The 16371-nt window shown below is 68.0% G+C and carries 19 protein-coding genes and 1 pseudogene; 10 read left to right on the forward strand and 10 right to left on the reverse strand.

Annotation, left to right across the window (positions count from 1 at the left end; all coding sequences use genetic code 11):
• Window positions 1-29 precede the first annotated feature (29 nt).
• Together ACFZCY_RS03830 and ACFZCY_RS03835 are read left to right on the forward strand one after the other, a co-directional pair.
• The gene (locus ACFZCY_RS03830) at window positions 30-290 is read left to right on the forward strand and encodes a ribbon-helix-helix protein, CopG family (RefSeq protein ID WP_391169127.1); all 261 of its coding nucleotides are present in this window, start codon (window positions 30-32) and stop codon (window positions 288-290) included.
• Window positions 287-730, forward strand: coding sequence for a PIN domain-containing protein (locus ACFZCY_RS03835; RefSeq protein WP_391169128.1), 444 nt, complete (start codon window positions 287-289; stop codon window positions 728-730). The genes ACFZCY_RS03830 and ACFZCY_RS03835 overlap by 4 nt, the downstream gene beginning before the upstream one ends.
• Window positions 731-988: 258 nt before the next feature.
• Here the strand turns inward: ACFZCY_RS03835 and ACFZCY_RS03840 are convergent, their stop codons facing one another.
• From ACFZCY_RS03840 to ACFZCY_RS03850, 3 genes are all read right to left on the reverse strand, one after another.
• Window positions 989-2233 carry a SpoIIE family protein phosphatase gene (locus ACFZCY_RS03840; protein WP_391169130.1) on the reverse strand — a complete coding sequence of 415 codons (1245 nt, stop codon included), beginning with the start codon at window positions 2231-2233 and terminating at the stop codon, window positions 989-991.
• Window positions 2234-2659: 426 nt separating this feature from the next.
• Window positions 2660-2920, reverse strand: a complete 261-nt coding sequence (locus ACFZCY_RS03845) for a hypothetical protein (protein ID WP_391169398.1) — start codon at window positions 2918-2920, stop codon at window positions 2660-2662.
• Between the two features lie 55 nt (window positions 2921-2975).
• Complete coding sequence (locus ACFZCY_RS03850) at window positions 2976-3554, reverse strand: DUF5994 family protein (RefSeq protein WP_391169132.1); 579 nt, start codon at window positions 3552-3554, stop codon at window positions 2976-2978.
• A gap of 263 nt (window positions 3555-3817) precedes the next feature.
• On the opposite strand from ACFZCY_RS03850, the gene ACFZCY_RS03855 reads away from it, so the two are divergent.
• Together ACFZCY_RS03855 and ACFZCY_RS03860 are read left to right on the forward strand one after the other, a co-directional pair.
• Window positions 3818-4342 (forward strand): DUF5994 family protein, encoded by a 525-nt coding sequence (locus tag ACFZCY_RS03855; protein WP_391169133.1) that lies wholly within the window; start codon window positions 3818-3820, stop codon window positions 4340-4342.
• A gap of 227 nt (window positions 4343-4569) precedes the next feature.
• Window positions 4570-5067 carry a GNAT family N-acetyltransferase gene (locus tag ACFZCY_RS03860; protein ID WP_391169134.1) on the forward strand — a complete coding sequence of 166 codons (498 nt, stop codon included), beginning with the start codon at window positions 4570-4572 and terminating at the stop codon, window positions 5065-5067.
• A 284-nt stretch (window positions 5068-5351) separates the two neighbouring features.
• On the opposite strand, the gene ACFZCY_RS03865 is transcribed toward ACFZCY_RS03860, so the two are convergent.
• Genes ACFZCY_RS03865 through ACFZCY_RS03875 form a run of 3 tightly spaced genes read right to left on the reverse strand, consistent with a single transcriptional unit; the run spans window position 5352 to window position 8185 of the window.
• Entirely contained in the window at window positions 5352-6350 is a 999-nt protein-coding gene (locus ACFZCY_RS03865; RefSeq protein ID WP_391169400.1) for a zinc-binding dehydrogenase, read from the reverse strand.
• 32 nt (window positions 6351-6382) lie between these two features.
• Window positions 6383-7438 (reverse strand): aldo/keto reductase, encoded by a 1056-nt coding sequence (locus tag ACFZCY_RS03870; RefSeq protein WP_391169135.1) that lies wholly within the window; start codon window positions 7436-7438, stop codon window positions 6383-6385.
• 60 nt (window positions 7439-7498) lie between these two features.
• Window positions 7499-8185 carry an SDR family oxidoreductase gene (locus ACFZCY_RS03875; RefSeq protein ID WP_391169136.1) on the reverse strand — a complete coding sequence of 229 codons (687 nt, stop codon included), beginning with the start codon at window positions 8183-8185 and terminating at the stop codon, window positions 7499-7501.
• A gap of 117 nt (window positions 8186-8302) precedes the next feature.
• On the opposite strand from ACFZCY_RS03875, the gene ACFZCY_RS03880 reads away from it, so the two are divergent.
• Window positions 8303-8863: a TetR family transcriptional regulator gene (locus ACFZCY_RS03880; protein WP_391169137.1), complete on the forward strand. Its 561-nt coding sequence runs from the start codon at window positions 8303-8305 to the stop codon at window positions 8861-8863.
• Window positions 8864-9359: 496 nt separating this feature from the next.
• Here the strand turns inward: ACFZCY_RS03880 and ACFZCY_RS03885 are convergent, their stop codons facing one another.
• Window positions 9360-10244 carry a LysR substrate-binding domain-containing protein gene (locus ACFZCY_RS03885; protein WP_391169139.1) on the reverse strand — a complete coding sequence of 295 codons (885 nt, stop codon included), beginning with the start codon at window positions 10242-10244 and terminating at the stop codon, window positions 9360-9362.
• A 219-nt stretch (window positions 10245-10463) separates the two neighbouring features.
• Here ACFZCY_RS03885 and ACFZCY_RS03890 point away from each other — a divergent pair, with 219 nt between their 5' ends.
• The 3 genes from ACFZCY_RS03890 to ACFZCY_RS03900 all read left to right on the forward strand — a co-directional run bounded on the left by ACFZCY_RS03890 (window position 10464) and on the right by ACFZCY_RS03900 (window position 12599).
• A complete protein-coding gene (locus ACFZCY_RS03890) occupies window positions 10464-10643 on the forward strand; it encodes a hypothetical protein (RefSeq protein WP_391169140.1) in 180 nt (59 codons plus the stop codon).
• A gap of 139 nt (window positions 10644-10782) precedes the next feature.
• Window positions 10783-11784: an ATP-binding cassette domain-containing protein gene (locus tag ACFZCY_RS03895; protein ID WP_391169141.1), complete on the forward strand. Its 1002-nt coding sequence runs from the start codon at window positions 10783-10785 to the stop codon at window positions 11782-11784.
• Window positions 11781-12599, forward strand: coding sequence for an ABC transporter permease (locus tag ACFZCY_RS03900; RefSeq protein ID WP_391169142.1), 819 nt, complete (start codon window positions 11781-11783; stop codon window positions 12597-12599). The genes ACFZCY_RS03895 and ACFZCY_RS03900 overlap by 4 nt, the downstream gene beginning before the upstream one ends.
• A gap of 247 nt (window positions 12600-12846) precedes the next feature.
• Here the strand turns inward: ACFZCY_RS03900 and ACFZCY_RS03905 are convergent, their stop codons facing one another.
• Window positions 12847-13116 (reverse strand): NUDIX domain-containing protein, encoded by a 270-nt coding sequence (locus tag ACFZCY_RS03905; RefSeq protein WP_391169144.1) that lies wholly within the window; start codon window positions 13114-13116, stop codon window positions 12847-12849.
• 71 nt (window positions 13117-13187) lie between these two features.
• On the opposite strand from ACFZCY_RS03905, the gene ACFZCY_RS03910 reads away from it, so the two are divergent.
• Together ACFZCY_RS03910 and ACFZCY_RS03915 are read left to right on the forward strand one after the other, a co-directional pair.
• Window positions 13188-14567 carry a DUF6924 domain-containing protein gene (locus ACFZCY_RS03910; protein WP_391169146.1) on the forward strand — a complete coding sequence of 460 codons (1380 nt, stop codon included), beginning with the start codon at window positions 13188-13190 and terminating at the stop codon, window positions 14565-14567.
• A 113-nt stretch (window positions 14568-14680) separates the two neighbouring features.
• Window positions 14681-15487 (forward strand): annotated as a pseudogene (locus ACFZCY_RS03915) (IS481 family transposase); the annotation flags it as partial.
• 40 nt (window positions 15488-15527) lie between these two features.
• Here ACFZCY_RS03915 and ACFZCY_RS03920 read toward each other — a convergent pair.
• Entirely contained in the window at window positions 15528-15830 is a 303-nt protein-coding gene (locus ACFZCY_RS03920) for a hypothetical protein (protein WP_391169147.1), read from the reverse strand.
• The gene (locus ACFZCY_RS03925; RefSeq protein WP_391169401.1) at window positions 15827-16225 is read right to left on the reverse strand and encodes an ATP-binding protein; all 399 of its coding nucleotides are present in this window, start codon (window positions 16223-16225) and stop codon (window positions 15827-15829) included. The genes ACFZCY_RS03920 and ACFZCY_RS03925 overlap by 4 nt, the downstream gene beginning before the upstream one ends.
• Window positions 16226-16371: the final 146 nt, after the last annotated feature.

Raw genomic sequence — 16371 nt, forward strand, 5'->3', positions numbered from 1 at the left:
CAATCTGGTGTATGTGTCACTCTAGGTACATGTCCATGAAGCGCACCAACGTTTACGCGGACCCGGAAGACCTCGCCATCATCAAGGAGGCGGCCAAGCGCCGCGGCATCAGTGAGGCCGAGATCATCCGGCAGGGCATCCATCTCGCCGCGATGGCCAATCGTGTGTGGGATGAGCCGCTGTTCTCCCGCACCTTTGCCGGTCCTGGGCGCACCCTTGCCAAGGACGAGGTGCGTGATGTCGTTGCTGATGCTGCCGGGCGCGAAACCGATGCGGGAACCGCTGCGTGATCATCGTTGTCGCTGACACCTCCGGCTTGCTGGCCGCACTCGATTCCACGCACCCGGAGCACGAAGCGGCCCAAGAGGCGATCATGGCTGCCGGGCTGCTCGTCATGTCTCCCTTGCTGCTCGCTGAACTCGACCACGTAGCCACTCGCGAACTGGGCCGCGAAGCCGCGGTGAGCGCGATCGACGACATCCGGGGCTGGATGCGCCGCGGCCGTGTATCCGTACCGGAGATCACCGAGGGGCACCTGCGCATCGCTCAGTCCGTCCGATCCCGCTACCCGGCGCTCGACCTTGATCTCACCAACGTGGTGAACGTCGCCCTGGCAGCCGACTACGACACCGACGCGATCCTCACCTTGGACCGCCGAGACTTCCGCGCCGTACGTCCCCTCGGTCATCACAAGGCGTTCCGCGTCCTGCCCGACGATCTGCCCGTCTGAAGTCCTGCACGCACTCCGTAAGACCTCGAAGGCCGGTCCGCTTCACGGGGCGGTCGACGCGGGGCACGCGGTTGACCAGCGCAAACGAGCACTGACGGCAAGCCGCCGGGCCTGCCGCAGCACCCGTCGTCGACCGCTGTTCACCGCCCCTGTCCGGTGCGCATCCGGTGCGTCCGGGAAAATTGTGACCAGCGGGGCGTGTGGGGGTGGACTTGATTGCCCCGATTTTGACGCGAGCGCCAGTGGCGGATCTGCTGGTCATATCTCTACCGTGACGAGACGGTCGGCGGTGCCCCCGCACCACTCGACCAGGAAGAGCGTCGCGTCGTCAGTGGTGACTCCGCCCCGTTCCTGCATCAGGGCGTGGGACAGGCCGCGCACCATTTCCTGTACGCCTTCTCCTTCGCATCCCGCGCGGTTCACGAAGTCGAGCAGTCGCTCCTCGCCGAACGGCTCTTCGCCGGCGAGGTGCTCCTCGACGAGACCGTCCGTGAAGAAGAGGATCCGGTCCCCGCGGGACAGCGCCTGCTCGCTGATCTGCGGAATGGCGCCGCCGAAGCCGACGGGCAGGGTGCCAGGGCTCTCCAGCGCCTGGAGGACGCGGTGGTCGCGGATCAGCAGGGGGGCCGGGTGCCCGGCGTTGACCCATTGCAGGTGGCCGGTTCCGATGTTCAGGCGCATCATCTGTGCCGTGACGAAGTGGTCGGGCCCGAACTGCTCGTTGATGGCCGTGTCCATGAACATGTACAGCTCGGCGAGCCCGACGTCGGCGCGTCTGGCGTGCCGGTAGGCGCTGACGGCAACGGTCGCCAGCACGGCGGCGTCCAGCCCGTGCCCCATGGCATCGATGACGGCCATGTGCAGGATGTTGTCGTTCAGGGCGTAGTCGAAGCTGTCACCTGCGACGTTGTAGGCAGGCTCGAGGATTCCGGCCACCGCGACCTGCGGTGTGATCATGGTCAGCGGGGGCAGCAGCGCCCATTGGATCTCCGCGGCCAGACTCATCGGCTCACGGCGCCGGGCCCGGAAGAACTGATCGGTATAGCTGTTCTTGGTGACCAGCATGTCGGCGACCAGGCCGGCGAGGCGCCGCAGCAACCGCCGGTCGTCGTCATCGACGCTGCTCAGGGTGACGGCCAGCACCCCCACCTCGTCGCTGCCGTCCAGCAGCGGCAGGAATACCCGTACGCCATCGGCCTGCGGCTGTTCCACCGGCACCGCGCCCAGAAAGGCCCTGCCGGCCTCGGAATCGTCGATCCGCTCGGGTTCCCCGACCACGAGCCTCATGCCCGGCAGGGGGCCCAGTACGAGCTGTTCGTAGTCCTGAAGGAGGATCGAGACGTCCCGACCGCCGATCCTGCCCACTTCCTCCGCGACCAGCGGGGCGATCAGCTGGGGTGGCATCTCGTGAGCCCGGTCCAGCAGCACACCCAGCAGCCGCTCACCGAATCCCTCTGACCGATCCACTGTGACTTTACGGAAGCCCTGTTCGCCTTCTGCCATGGCGACCTCGATTCGCCGCACTGTGCTCACACAGGGATGAGCCTTGTGCTGTTTGCCGCACTGTGGTCCTGCTGCCTCCTCCACCCCAGTATCGGGAGCTCCCCGACGCCCCGCGACACCTCTGAAGATCGCCGTGAGATCGCTTCCCGCGCGTCGGCGACGCGACCGGCGACGCTGCTGATCACGCCCTGTTCCCTGCCGTCCTGTTCCCTGCCGTCGCGCCGATATCGGCACAACGGCCCCGGCGCAGAAACACCGGGGCCGCCCTTTCGGGTCGGTCGCACGTGAGAGTGAACCGGCCCATTCACCATGCTATGCCTGGCGCACCTTTCCGGCATGAGGGACTTTTCGGGGGTCCTGGAGTTCCTCCGCCGACGTGGACACGGGGCGTGAGCGACGTGCCCGCACCCGCTGAGGGGCATCCCTTCAGACTTCGTCCGTCTGCGTGGGGTCTTGCCCGGAGGACCGGCTTGCTACCAGCCAGGACCGTGGTGGCTCTGCCGTGTGCGCGGTATCCACGATGAGATGGAGGCGGGTTCCGCCGTCCGCGCCGGCGGGGTAGCTCCGCTGTTCGGTGCCGTCGAAGCAACGACGGAGTACCTCCGCGACCTGGCGGGCTGCCTCGGGGTACGCGGCGACAATACGCACCTCGGCGCGCCCTGCCGAGGGGGGATCCGGTGGCTGCATGGTGACCCCGTTCATCCGGCTGATCGCGGACACGGTGATCACGGTCTCCATGTCCTCACCTCCCTCGGCCGGAGTCCAGAAGTCCGGCCGGTCGGCTTCGGCTTCCGGCCGCCATAGAGGGCCCGCCATCGGTCTCCCACTCCTCCTCCTGGCTGAGATACTCCCGGGCATCACGGGTGGCGGTCTCGTTCGCCATCAGACTGCCGGCGGTGAGGAGGCTGCCGGGGGTTGCCGCGGCGCCCATCAGCCGGGAGGCGGCTGCCGCACTCGTCTCCGGTGGGATCACCAGAAGGTCCCAGCGGCCTGCGGTGTAGGAGAGCAGAATCAGTTTGTGCGGGTCCTGCTCGTCGGTGAACCAGCCGACGTGCACGGTGTGCCCGGTCGCAGGCACCTTGCGCGGGATCACGGGCCAGTGGGCCGGGTTCACGGAGACGCGAGTGATCCGGCCCCAGCGCGCGTCCAGCACGTCCGTCAGGGCGGGCAGCTCACGGAGGAGATCGCGGGAGCGAGGCCACCACGCACCGTCCAGAAGACCCGGAACCGGGCCGGCCGGAGTCAGTGACAGGCGAACCGGGCGAATCGGTGGCGACGGCACGCGCTCATGGGCGGTCGTACGGTCGATGGTCATGGTCATGGCGCGGACCTGTCCCCGGACGCGTCTTCAACGTCCCGGCGTTGTCGCTCCCCGAGAACGACACCAGCGTGGAAGCCGGTGTGCGGAGTACTCCCGGTGTTTTCACTGTACTCCGGGACGTTGCCCCGCTGAGCCCACGTATGATCCGCCACTTCTTCAAGAGCCCGGGCCCGGGTCCGCAGGGCGCCGATGGGCCTGGGCGCGGGCTCTCGGAGTACGGTGAAACCGGCGGGCCACCGAACCCCGTAAGAGGGCGAGCAGCCATGTCCGACGCCGACACCCCGCGTGAAGTGAAACTTCTGCCAGACGCGATCCACCATGCTGTGAAACCTGGAACAGCCCTGCTGCGGTTGGCGACGACACATACCCGCGAGGGCATTCTCGACGGTGCGTGGTGGCCGCGTTCCCGCGACATAGGCGCCGAACTTCCCGCCCTGATCACCGCATTGACCGAGCACCTCGGACCCGTCACGCGCGTCGGCCTGGACGCCGACGCCTGGGAAGAACTGCCGACACGACTGATCATCGACGACCGCATCGTGCATATCGACTCGTTCCCTGTGGGCGACGGCACCGTCCTCATCACCCGAGGCGATCAGGACCACTTCTCCCTGCTGGTGGTCCCACCGCACGCGACGCCCGACGCGGCACGCACCGCGATGGCCCAGGCCGTCCGCGTCGACAACATCGCGCAGGCCCAGCAGATCCTCATCGACACCGGCACCGGCCGAGCCCGCCCGATCGCCGAGGAAGGCCCGCGGGCAGGCCCGGGCCGTGGCACGTCCTGACGCCTCATCCCGGCGCGACTGCAGCCGCAGCCCCAGCCCGCCGACGTCCGGAAGGACACCGACACCACCCTCTCCGATGAACGGCCGGCCGAGCTGTGCGCCCCTTCCAAGCAGGTCCGAACAACGCCCCGTTCGGCCCGCCCACTCGTGGTTCCGGTTCGCAGCGGGCGGACTGAGATACTCCGGCCATGGATGCTGGGGTGATGCGGAGCGGTACGCGATCAGACATGGCAGTGCCTGCACGGACCACGCCGGCGCACGCGGGCTGGGTGCTGCGTTCTGCGGTGGCGGCGGACATCGAGGTGATCGCGGAGTTGCGGGCCACGGTCATGCGTGTGGACTTGGAACGCCTTGGGCGCTACGACGAGCACCGAGTACGGCAGCGGCTGCGGGACTCCTTCTCCTCGCAGCACACATCGATCATCATGATCGGCCGTGAACTCGCGGGATGCGTTACGGTCCGGCCCGCCGAAGGCAGGCAGTGGCTGGAGCACTTCTACCTTGCTCCGCACTGGCAGGGCCGAGGGCTCGGATCCGCTGTGTTGCGCACGGTACTGGAGCGAACGGACGCGCAGGGCATGACCGTGGGCTTGAACGTCTTGCAGGGCAGTGCTGCTCGTCGACTCTACGAGCGCCACGGATTCGTCGTGGAAGCCCAGGACCCGATCGACGTCTTCATGATGCGCCCGCCAGGGGCGATGGCCAACCCTCCTGCGCAAGCCTGACCTGCGGCGGTGCGACGGCCTCGACTCGGTTCGCGAGGCCGTCCTCTACGGCCGTGACGTGACCCGCGGTGTACTCGCCGCTGCGGTAGACGAAGGGGACGCCGCGGACGGACACCGAGCGGGTCGGCGCGTCTCGGTACGACGAGGGTGGTCGGGAGAGGGGGGCTGAGGGGAGTGCTCATGTCCGGGTCCTTCTGGCGGTGGGGCCCTTGTCCTTGGCTCTCGCCGGCGTGCGGCGGTTTCGGGCCACCGCACGATGACCTTGCCGGTCGGGAGACATCCGTTCATGTCATCGTGACGACGACCTTGCCGGCCGTGGCGCGTCCCATCTCGACGTACGCCATGGCCTCCCGGGTCTCCTCGAACGGGAAGACACGATCGACGACGGGGCGGATCTTCCCGGCGTCGACGAGCGGGGTGAGTTCGCGCAGCTGGTCGCCGTCGGCCTTCATGAACAGGAACGAGTACGTCACGCCTCGGCGCTTGGCGCGGCGCCGGGTGGTGAAGCTCAGCGCGCTCATCGCCAGCCGGAGGAACGCGTTCGCGCCCAGCTCACGGGCGAAGGCCGCGTCGGGAGGGCCTGCGACGCTGATGACCTTCCCACCGGGTTCGAGTACCCGCAGGGACTTCTCCAGCGTCTCACCGCCGAGGGTGTCCAGGACGACGTCGTAGCCGTCGAGGACCGTCTCGAAAGCCTGCTTCTTGTAGTCGACGACGATGTCCGCGCCCAGCTGCTCGACCAGGTCGACCTTGGCCGTGCTCGCGGTGGTGGCCACGTGGGCGCCCAGGTGTTTGGCCAGCTGGATGGCGATGGTGCCGACGCCGCCGGAGCCCGCGTGGATCAAGATCTTCTGCCCTGGCCGTACCTGTGCCCGCTCGACCAGCGCCTGCCATGAGGTCAGGGCGACCAAGGGAAGGGACGCGGCCTCGGTCATGGTGAGCGTGGCCGGTTTGATCGCCACGTCGTCCTGGTGGACGGCGATGAGTTCGGCGAACGTGCCGATGCGGTCCTTGTCGGGCCGCGCGTAGACCTCATCGCCCACCGCGAATCCCGTGACGGCCGATCCCACCCGGACGACCACCCCGGCGAGGTCGTTGCCCAGGATGAGCGGGAGACGGTACGGCAGGATCGCCTTGAAGGCCCCGTCACGGAGCTTGAGGTCGAGCGGGTTGACGCTCGCCGCGTGAACCCGGACCAGGACATCGTCCGCGCCCACCCGTGGGTCGGGCATGTCACCGGCGCGCACGTCGTCGCCGTACCGCTCGACCATGAACGTCTTCATCGTCGTCTCCGTCTCGTTCATGCCTTCGCGTGTCAGGCCACGGTTTGAGCTGGGGCGATGACGCGGCTGGAGTCGCCGCCCCGGATGCCGTCCAGGGATGCGGCGATCGCCTCGTGAGGAACGCCGAGCGGCGCCGCACTGATGTCCGAGAGGCGGGCGAACTGCTCGGGGTTCAGCTGGACGTCGAGGGCGCCCAGGTAGCTGTCGAGCTGGGCGAGGTTGCGCGGCCCGATGATCGGGACGAGTGAGGTCGCGGACCGGGCGGCCCGCTCCCGCACCCAGGCCACCGACACCTGGGCGGGCGTCACGCCGGTCTCCTCTGCGATGGCCAGCACGGTGTCGACGACGGCGGTCTTCTGGCCGGTGCTCTCGGTGTGGATGACCGCCCCCAGGTCACTCAGCCGCCCCTCGCTGCTGAGCCGGTACTTTCCGGTGAGCAGTCCGCCGCCGAGCGGGGACCACAGGGCGGCGCCGAGTCCGAGGCTCTCGGCCATCGGCAGCAGCTCGCGGTCGGCGGTCCGCTCGACGAGGCTGTATTCGTTCTGGATGCCCACGATGGGCGACCAGTTCTTCAGGTCCGCGAGGGTCACGGCGCGGGAGACCCGCCAGGCGGGGAAGTTGGACAGGGCGGCGTGATGGATCTTGCCGGAACTCACCAGATCGTCCAGCCCCCGCAGGATCTCCTCCATGGGGGTGAGCTGGTCGGGGAAGTGCACCCAGAGCAGGTCGATGTAGTCGGTGCCCAGGCGCTTCAGACTGGACTCCACCGAGGCGACCATGTTCTTGCGGCTGTTGCCCGTGGCGGAGATGCCCGGCCGAGGAGCGGCTCCGAGAGTGAACTTGGTGGCCAGGACGAAGTGGTCCCGATCGGCAGAGATGAACGTGCCCGTCAGCTCTTCCGACTCGCCGAACTGGTAGGTGTCCGCAGTGTCGAGGAAAGTGCCCCCGGCTTCGGCGAACCGGTCGAAGATCCGGCGCGCCTCGTCCGGCTCGGCGCCGGCGCCCCAGCCGGTGCCGAAGTTCGCCGTGCCGAGCGCGTACTCGGACACGCGCAGCCCAGTGCGGTGTCCGAAGGTCGTGTAACGCATCAGGTGTCCTTGCTCAAGATCAAAGATCGATAGGAGGAGGGAGGGGCGTGGCGGGGCGCCTCAGGCCGCATTCGGCGAAGTGGCCAGGGTCTGCTTGACGTACCGGGTGGTCTCATCGGCGAGGATCTCGGGCAGGCCCGTCTCGATGCCGTGCAGGGCCTGCGCGGCGACCTCGGCGGGGTCGGCCTTCTGGTCGGCGGGAACGCCTGCGGCCATGTCGGTGTCCATGTATCCGACGTGCAGTGCCGAGACGGTGATGCCGCGGGGTGCCAGCTCCTCCCGGGCCGCGTCGGTCAGCGCCCATGCCGCGGCCTTGGCCGCCGCGTAGGACCCGAGGCCGGCCGGGTGCAGCCAGGACAGCACGGACAGGACGTTGAGCACAGCGCCGCCGCCGTTGCCCTCGATGACCGGGGTGAAAGCCCGCGTCACGGCGAGCGGACCGAAGAAGTTCGTCTCCATCTCCAGGCGCACCGCGTCCAGGCCGCCCGCGACCAGCGGCGTGGCGGTGGAGATGCCCGCGTTGTTCACCAGCAGTGTCACGTCGGATGCAGTCCGGGCCGCGGCCCGGATCGACTCCTCGTCCGTCACATCCAACCGCAGCGGGGTGACGCCCGGAAGATCCACCGTCTCGGGGCGGCGGGCCGCCGCGTAGACCTTCGCTCCGCGCTCCACGAGCTGGACGGCCAGGTGGCGGCCCAGTCCCCGGTTGGCGCCGGTGACCACCGCGACAGCGTTCGTCAGATCCATGTGTGCTCCCAGCGATGCGGGGCCGATCGACCCGACCCGCAGCTAATTAGATGATGACTGTAATCTAAAACCGCGCCTAGGATAGATGTCAACCGGCATCCAATCGGGAGGTGGCTGATGGGTCGCGTATCGAAGGCGCAAGCGGAGGAGAACCGCAGGCGGGTCGTGGAAGCCGCCTCCCGGCTGTTCCGGGAACAGGGAACCCAGGTCAGCGTCACCGACCTCATGAAGGCGGCCGGCCTGACCCACGGCGGCTTCTACAAGCAGTTCGTCTCCAAAGAGGCGCTCGTTGACGAAGCCACCGCCCACGCGTTCGACGGACTCACCCGGCTCCGCGACGAGGGCCTCAAGCGGCACGGCGGGCAGCGCGGCGCCGCTCAGCAGGAGCTGATCGACACCTACCTGTCCATCGAGCACCGCGACAGCGCGGCAGATGGGTGTCCCGCTGCCGCGCTCGCCGCCGACATGGCACGCGAACCCGGAGATCGCGAGGCCCGCCGCGTCTACGCCGAGGGAGTGGGCGAGTTCGCCGAGTGGCTCGCCACCGAGGACCAGGACGGCATCGCCCGGCTGTGCACCATGCTCGGCGCACTGGTCCTGGCCCGGGCTACCAAGGACTCCCCGCTCTCCGAGGAGATCCTCACCGCCGCGCGCGCAGCCTTGACGACAACCAGCTGATCAGGGATGCGGTGGCGGACGGCAGGCCGCAGGACATCACCGGCCTGTCGGGGGCAAGGTCTCATGCATGGCGACGGTGAGAGCGCGCCATTGCCCCTGGAGGCTCACCCGCCCAGGCTGCCTTGTGGAGTTGGGGGCGCGGCAGGCGATGTAGTGGCCTGTCAGTGCGGTTGGCCGCGATGGTGGTTGCAGGTGTGCAGCCAGTCGGGGAATGCTTCCCGGTGCTCGGCCTCTGAAGGGTGGGGCCCTGCCTGGGCGCTCGCAGGGAGCCGGGGTTGAGCAAGCTGCCGGTCAACGGCCTTGTGGTCGCCGTCGTCGAGGACGTTGGCATCGCCGGATGCCCGCCTGCTACCGCCGACTCACTCAATTGACCTCTCCGTGGACACGAGGCACGGCGCCGCACGGACTGACGTGCAGGCGGTCGGGGGCGCGGCCGAAAGGCGGTTCCTCCGCCAAGCCACCAGGGCCAGGAAGATCTGGGTTTCGCGGAACTCCATCAGACCGCGGCTGTTTCGAGGACGGTCTGGACGAACGCGCACACCTTCGGGGTGTTTCCCGTGGCCGACCACAGGAGGCCGTACTCCACCGGCGGGGCGTCGCGGAAGGGGACGTAGACGATATCCGGCCGGGAGTAGTAGTGCGCCGCGCGTGCGGAGGTGGGGGAGACTCCCTTGCCCGCGCCGACCAGGGTGAGCACTTCCTGCCAGGCGGTGGTCGACGGGCCGCGCGGGATGGGCCGGCCCTTCGGTGTGCGGTGGGGGTAGTGGAGGTCGAGGAAGTACTGGGGCTGTCCAGTGATGGTGACCAGTGGGGCCTCCGCGAGGTCCTCCACTGAGACGGTCTCCCGCTCGGCGAACGGGTGGTCCGCGGGGACGACCAGTGCGCGGGGCTCCGAGAAGAGGACCGGGCCGTTGACGATGTCGGGCTCGTCGATTGGCAGCTCGATGAGCTGGAGGTCGCGACTGCCGTCGCGCAATGGGCCGAGCGGGTCGAGCATGGGGGACTCGTAGATGTGGATCAGACAGTTGGGGTGGCGGGTCCGGAAGGTGTCGGCGGCTGCCACTATGAGATTGCCGCACCACGCGGTGGCGTAGCCGATGTGGAGTTCCCCGGTGATTCCCTGTCCCGCGGCGGCCGCGGCGGCCAGCGCCTCCTGGATCTGCTGATAGCCAACGGCGAGGCCATCTCTCAGTCGTGCGCCAATGGGTGTCAGTTGGACGCTGCGGCTGGTCCGCTTGAACAGTTCGGCGCCGATGGTGCGTTCCTGCTTCTTGATGGCCTGGCTGACACGGGCCGGAGTGACGTGTAACCGGTCCGCCGTCCGGCCGAAATGTAGCTCCTCCGCCAAGGTCAGGAAGATCTCTATCTCTCGCAGCTCCACACTCCCCACCCCCGGTTCGTGAACCGCTGTGTTAACCATCGTTGCGAGATGCGTCGTTGATCCGCCTTCCCGCAGTGACGATGCTTGAGCGTGACGGCAGGTGGATGCGCGGAGGGGGTCAGTATATGAATATCAGTGCGTCAGCGGTGTTGTTGACCGTCGGCGATCCTGCGGTCTCCAGCCTTCTTCACCTGCCATCTGGGATTCAAGGAGGTGTTGGTGGCCGAGGGAGTCCTCCACCCTTCGCGTGACGACGCAGCCACGGATCTTGGCGTCCTGGAACGCGATCCGGCACTGCATTCGGGGCGGCAGCATTCGACCGCGCAAGGCGAAGTGGTGGTGTCCTTCACCGTCACCGGCCTCGCCGCTGTGGAGTGGCTGCCACCCACCGGCACCTGACGGCTTCTCCATTTCTGCGTGAACACCGTTCGCTTTGGCGTCCATGTATGCCGCTGTGCAACGGAGCGCCCCCATCTCCCGCATCATCCTCAACTCATCCGATCCCCCCGCAACTTCAGCCTTCGAACTGGAGGGCCTCATGCCTTCTTCTGTCATGGCCACGCCCATACGGCATCACGGTCCGCAGTCGACCGCCGCCGTCTCTGCGATCGGTCTGCGCAAGTCGTACGGCGACAAGACCGTCCTCGACGGCATCGATCTGCGCATCCCGGCCGGGGCCGTGTTCGCGCTGCTCGGGCCGAACGGCGCCGGTAAAACCACGGCCGTGAAGATCCTTTCTACGCTCATCGCCGCCGACGGCGGGCAGGCCGAGGTCGCGGGCCACGACGTCGCCGCCGACGCCCAGGCGGTGCGGGCCGCGATCGGTGTCACCGGGCAGTTCTCCGCCGTCGACGGGCTGATCACCGGCGAGGAGAACATGCTTCTCGTGGCGGACCTGCACCATCTGTCCAAGCGCGAGGGGCGGCGGGCCGCCGCCGAGCTGCTGGCCCGCTTCGATCTGGTCGAGGCGGCGAAGAAGCCTGCCGCCACCTACTCCGGTGGCATGAAGCGCCGCCTGGACATTGCCATGACGCTGGTCGGCAATCCGCGGATCATCTTCCTCGACGAGCCGACCACCGGCCTCGACCCGCGCTCCCGCCACACCATGTGGCAGATCATCCGCGAGCTGGTCACAGGCGGCGTCACCGTCTTCCTCACCACGCAGTACCTGGAGGAGGCCGACGAGCTGGCCGACCGTATCGCCGTGCTCAACGACGGGAAGATCGCCGCCGAAGGGAGCGCCGAGGAGCTGAAGCGGCTCATCCCCGGCGGGTACGTGCGGCTCCGTTTCACCGACCCGTCCGCGTATCAGTCGGCCGCCTCCGCGCTGCGTGAGGTGACCCGGGACGACGAGGCGCTGGCGCTGCAGATCCCCAGCGACGGCAGCCAGCGCGAGCTGCGCTCCATCCTCGACTGGCTGGACACGGCCGGCGTCGAGGCGGACGAGCTGACCGTGCATACCCCCGACCTCGACGACGTGTTCTTCGCCCTCACCAGCCCGGCCGACGTCCCCAACCAGTCCAAGGAGACCGTCCGATGAACTCCGCCCTGGCTCCCGCCCGACCGACCCGGATCTCCCTCGCCGTCCGCGACTCGTCCACGATGCTGCGCCGCAATCTGCTGCACGCGCGCCGCTACCCGTCCGGAACCCTGAACCTGCTGCTCGCGCCGATCATGATGCTGCTGCTCTTCGTCTACATCTTCGGCGACGTGATGAGCGCGGGCATCGGCGGCGGTGGCCCCGACCGCTCCGCGTACATCGCCTACATCGTCCCGGGCATCCTGCTGATGACCATCGGCAGCACCGTGATCGGGGCCGCGGTGTACATCTCCATGGACATGAGCGAGGGCCTCATCGCCCGCTTCCGTACGATGGCGATCCACCGCGGATCTGTGATCATCGGGCATGTCGTCGGCAGCGTGCTGCAGTGCATCGCCAGCGCGGTTCTCGTCGGTGCCGTCGCCGTGGCCATCGGATTCCGCTCCAAGGACGCCACGGCCCTGGAGTGGCTGGCGGCATTCGGACTGCTCGTGTTGTTCGCCCTGGCGTTCACCTGGATCGCGGTTGGCATAGGTATGGTCAGCCCGAACGCCGAGGCGGCCGCCAACAGTGCACAGCCGCTGATCCTCCTCCCGCTCATCTCGAGCGCCTTTATCCCGGCCGACACGATGCCGGGCTGGTTCCAGCCGATCGCCGAGTACCAGCCGTTCACGCCCGCCATCGAGACCCTGCGCGGCCTGCTGCTCGGCACCGAGATCGGCAACAACGGGTGGATCGCGATCGCCTGGTGCGTCGGTCTGGCCGCGCTCGGCTACCGCTGGACGACGGCGCAGTTCAACCGCGACCCGAAGTAACCGCAACATCAGCGTGGGCCACGTCCCTCCCGCGACTCGTCCCGCCCAGGGCGGCGTACTCCGACACCACGTCGCTTGTACGCCGCCCTGCTGGCGTTCGTCACGGTTGGCCGAAGGGGCTGAGGTGCGGCGCGAGTGTGGTCTCCAACCGTTGCACCGCGTCTTCGTGCTCTCGCAGCATCTCAAATGCCGGACCCTTGAGGCCGTTCCAGTGAAATTCAGCGGACGAGGAGCGGTGCTACTCGGGTCAGCGTCTCCAGGACATTTGGCCTCGCTGACCGCCCTCCGGGCCTCGTCGTACCTCCGCGTCCGGCCACGGCGCCAGGTCAGGCAGTCGCGTTTCCACCTGACCTTCCCGCACCGCGATGACGAGCGGATCACGCTCCCCTGGATCCGCATGCCCGCCGACCAGTAGCCACGACTGTTGCCGCTGATGCCATCGCAGCAGTACCCGACCGCTGTCCGGGTGCACCACCAATGCCGAGGCCGTGACGTGCAGAGAGCTGCCCGCCGCCATGGATCACCAGCTTCTTAAGGCTCCGTTGGGGTTCGCGGAAATTCGCCGGGCGCGTACCGGTACGCCGGCTGGTGGCCGACAAAGTGCTGCACATCTGGCCGGCCCCCGTTGTCAGAGGGGCCTGCGATAGTGCGTCCATGATCGCAGAACATGAGTACGCAGTCGTGTTGCGCCCGGGTGAGCAGTTGGTCCGCCGGACTGTGAGCTGCCCCTCGGGTGAATACAGTGTGGTGCACCAGCACGATGGCAATGTCGTCGTGTACCGGAACGCGGACCACTTCGCCGTCTGGGCCACTGGGACCAATTTCCAGCACTCCGTGTGCCGTCCGGAGGCTCTCGAGCATCAGGACCTGGACCGCGCCTTCGGTCGGCCGGGACGCCTGTTGTTGCAGGAGGACGGCAACCTGGTGGTGTACTCCCCGACGGACCAGCCGCTGTGGTCCAGCGGCACGATGGGCCGGTCGATGGCCGCCCTGATGATCCAGGACAGCGGCAGGCTCGTGCTGAGGACCGCAGAGGACACCATCCCGTGGCACAGCTCCAGCGCGCCCCAGCGGTGGGAGGGCTGGAACCGCGTGACAGACGGCAGGCGACTGCGGCGCGGGCAGTGCCTGCGCGGCGGAACCCTGGTGTCGGACAACGGCGCATACGCGTTCGTGGCGGAGGGGGGCAGCGCCGCCTATTTCTGCCATACCGCTGGCGGGATTCTGTGGACGGTGGGACTCCACCCCCAGCAGGGCTACGAACTGACCGGCGACGGCCGTCTGGTCACACGCGACGCCGACGGCACGGAACGTCCCGCCGAATCGCTCGGGATATCCGACTCCGCCGCCGCCGCACTGGCCAAGAGGGGGGCGGCAGAGATGTCGGTGACCGACGACGGACTTCTCGTGATCACCGATGGCGAGGGTATGGTCCTGTGGACCATGACGCCTCCATTCACGCACACGCCCAGGCAGCGCCTGCCACGGGCGGAGCGGCCGAGGCCCCGAGTGGCTCCGGACGTGCCCTTGCTGCCCGTGGGTGAGGACCTGCCAGTGATCCGGACCGACTTCTCCGACGACGCCGCCTGGGAAGATGCGGTGGCGCGGGTGAGCGCGGAGTACGACGACTGGTCGGTGGACGTGACACCGATCGACGACCGCCGCTACGCGGGCCTGACATCGGACCAGGTGGCGCTTCTCGTCCCGGAGGACGTGCACTGGCCCATGTTCGTCATGGCAGACGTCCGGACCATGGCCTCCCCCGGACGCGAGATGCTGATGGTCGCGACGGACCCGGAAGCCCTGGTGGACAGTGCGCGCGCCACCCCGACCGCCATCGTGGAGATAGCGGTCAACCTGTGGATCGCGAACATGGACTGGGAGGATTATGTGGGTAGGTCCGATGACTCGGCCGAAGCCGACGACCGTGTCCTCAAGGCGTGGAACATCGAGGAACCGCCCGAATAACCCGGGAAGGTCAGCCGACGTTCGAGTAAAAGTGCCCGCACCCGCTCGATGTCGGTACGTTCCGCTGTGGTCCTCGGCTCGTAGCGGCGACCGCAGTCGAGCCGCCTGTGGTGGTGCCCGCCCCGCGGCCGCATCCGGAGCCGGCGGCGGTGTCGTGGCCGTCGGCGGACGGTGAGGCGGTCGTGGTCGAGGTGGACCGGGGTGGTGCCCCGGTCGGGGAATCTGAGTCTGTGCGGGCAGCAGATCTGGTTCGGTCCGGCGCTGGCCGGCACGGCGGTGACCTTGCGGATCGATGTGAACCGGCTGCATGTGCTGATCGGTGGAGCCCGGCACAAGACGCTGCCCTCGAAGCTGTCCGGCCGGGATCTGCGGGCCCTGCTGGCCAGCAGGCAAGCCCGACCTGCCGGAGCCTGGGCGCCTGATCCCGGCCCGGTCGTCGATGGTTCGGCGGTGGAGGTGGACCGCACGGTCAACCCGGTCGGCTACGTCGGTCTGGGCGGTGACCGGTGCAATATCGGCTGGGCGTTCGCAGGACAGCGGGTCACCCTGCGGCTGGACGGCACGGTGATGCAGGTCCTGGACGAGCAGCGCGTCTTGCTGGCCGCGCTGCCCTGCCCCCTGTCGGCCACGGCCTGCGGCCGGTTGCGCGGAGCACGCCCAGCAGGCCCACCCCCGACCATTCCGCCGCCCGCCCCGCAGATCGCCGAGCGGACCGTCACCAGCAACGGCGGCTTCACCCTCGCAGGCCAGCGCGTCCAGATCGGCCGATCCTGGGCCCGCCAGGTCGTCACCGCCCACCTCGACGAGACCGTCATCCGGGTCTTCCACGGCAACGACCTGATCACCACCGTCCCCCGCACCACTGCAAGGAGGTGGCCGTCCGCAAATCCGGAGAGTACAACCGACGGAAGATCGTCTAGGACAGACGTCAAGCATCACCCGACGCCAAACCGTCAACCATCACCCGAGACCCGACAGCTGGCGCTTGGCGCGTTCGTGCTCGGCAATGCTGATGATGGTCTCGGCTCCGTTGATCTGGTGCTGGAGCTTGTTGAGCACGTCGGTACGGGCCGACTGAATGAGGTGGTCCGTCGTCGGGGTAGTGCCGGTGCTGGTTCCGGTGGGGGTCCAGAACGTCTTGTGGCTGCACTCGCGGATGATGTCTTGGCACGTGCGGATCACCCAGTTCATGGCCACGGTGATCTCGTCGCGGTGGAGCTGGTCCAGGTCCGAGCTGTCGTTGTGCTCGGGGCGGTGTGTCATTCGGTGTGCCCTGCGGTCGGCGTCGACTTCCTGGTGAACCAGACCGTCTTGCCCACGGTGTGCTCGATGTCGCCCCAGTCGTCGGCGAGTTCGGTAACGAGGAGCAGGCCGCGGCCGTGTTCGCAGTCGGGGCGTGGGGTGAGGGAGATAGGGCGGCCGGAGCCGGAGTCGCGTACTTCGATGCGTACCTCCTCCTCGGTGGCCTCGATGCGCACCCGAAACAGCCGGCCGGGCGGGACGCCGTGGAGGAGTGCGTTGGTCGCGAGTTCCGATACGCAGAGCTCGATGTCTTCTAAGCGGTCGACGTAGCCCCACTCGGAGAGTGTTCGGGTCACGAACTGTCGGCTTGCCTGGATGGATGGCTTGCGCCGCGTGAACAACTGCTGGCCCGTCAAGTGCACGGCCGGTCACCGCCTCAGAGCGTGCTGTGAGATTGAGGTCACCTTATTGCTATTCACGAAAGGTGGCAAGGTAGTCTCGAGGGCGGTGGCCATGGGGTCGCTTACTGTGTAAAGCGGCAAGGTTGGCGAGTCCGATCAAG

Source organism: Streptomyces sp. NPDC007983, from assembly GCF_042958345.1.
Classification (GTDB): domain Bacteria; phylum Actinomycetota; class Actinomycetes; order Streptomycetales; family Streptomycetaceae; genus Streptomyces.